A 1,318-nucleotide genomic window follows, 5' to 3' on the forward strand; every position below is an offset into this window, starting at 1 on the left:
AACCCCCAATCGTCCACGATGGCGCTGAAACAGCGTCCACGATCAGACTGAAACGCCGTCCACGACTACGTTGAAATCCCGTCCACCATCAACCTGAAATGCCGTCCACGATGGGCTGAAATACGCAGTGTGCCAGTTGCCAAACCGCTTGGGCAATCCGCGCCACTTGCAGCCATGCTCGGCCACATAGAGGATCGCATTGACCACTTGCAGGTTGCTCAGGCTGACGTTGCCACGCTGCCTGGGCAGGCAGTGCTCAATGGTGGCGAATTGTTCGGGCGTGATCTCCATGTCCGAGATTGTCCGATGCAATCGCCATAATCACAATTAGTGTTAACACGCCCTAGTTTGCCACGCGCTCGATTGGAGTCAGCCTTGTCATTGGACAGCTCTGTTCAGACTTGACGCAGCGCAATATGCCGGCATCTGACAAGCGCATGCTCTGAGGCCCTCAACTCGATGGGAGACCATCATGGAAACCTCAGGCAATACAGCTCATCACGAACCGTGGAACAAGGGCAAGATCGTCGGGCAAAAGGCTCCCTTCAAGGTGAAGGACATCTGGGCTTTGCGCGTACGCCTTCAGATGGAAGGGCGTGTCCGCGAGCTCGCACTCTTCAACCTCGGCATCGACAGCAAGCTTCGCGGATGTGACCTCGTCGCACTCAAGGTCCGTGACGTGACCCATGGTGATCAGGTGGCCACGCGCGCCATCGTCATGCAGCACAAGACCAAGCGCCCAGTCCAGTTCGAAATCACGGGAGTTACCCGAGAGGCCCTCCAGGCCTGGATCAAGCAAGCCGCGCTGAAATCAGATGACTTTCTATTCCCCAGCAGGCTCCACGATTCGCCACATCTGGGAACTCGGCAGTACGCCCGGATTCTTGGGCGCTGGGTGGGTGACCTTGGCCTTGATCGTTCTGAGTATGGGACCCACTCGATGCGAAGGACCAAGGCGACGTTGATCTATCGACGCACCAAAAACCTCCGAGCCGTGCAACTGCTGCTCGGCCACTCCAAGCTGGAATCGACCGTGCGGTACCTGGGCATCGAGGTCGACGATGCTCTTGAAATCTCAGAACAAACAGAGATCTGAGATTTTCATCGGGGCGGCCTTTGCTCCGGCGCTGGGGCGGCCGCCTTCAATGGCAGCTTTGTGGCGTCGGTCAGGAGCAGATCATTCCGGCCAATAGCGGGCATTAGCCCCGATGGGCCAGGCTTGATGCTATCGCCGGTCATGACGGCGAGCCCGTTCCTCCAAGCGCGACTGCTCGTGCGCCAACAGACGGCTGACTTCCCGCAATCTGTGAATCTGCTG

1 protein-coding gene and 1 pseudogene are annotated in these 1,318 nt (G+C 58.0%); one reads left to right on the top strand and one right to left on the bottom strand.

Annotated elements, in window-relative coordinates; translation table 11 throughout:
* Positions 1 to 120: 120 nt before the first annotated feature.
* Positions 121 to 291 (bottom strand): annotated as a pseudogene (locus B0E41_RS00040) (transposase); the annotation flags it as partial.
* Between the two features lie 181 nt (positions 292 to 472).
* Between B0E41_RS00040 and B0E41_RS00045 the strand changes: the two are divergent.
* Entirely contained in the window at positions 473 to 1,096 is a 624-nt protein-coding gene (locus B0E41_RS00045; protein ID WP_077327319.1) for a tyrosine-type recombinase/integrase, read from the top strand.
* Positions 1,097 to 1,318 lie beyond the last annotated feature (222 nt).

Origin of the sequence: Hydrogenophaga sp. A37 (genome assembly GCF_002001205.1) — a bacterium.
In the GTDB taxonomy this organism is placed as follows: Bacteria; Pseudomonadota; Gammaproteobacteria; order Burkholderiales; family Burkholderiaceae_C; genus Hydrogenophaga.

Coding starts and splice junctions, on each gene's coding strand:
- B0E41_RS00045 (WP_077327319.1), top strand. CDS start 473: ATGGAAACCTCAGGCAATACAGCTCATCACGAACCGTGGAACAAGGGC.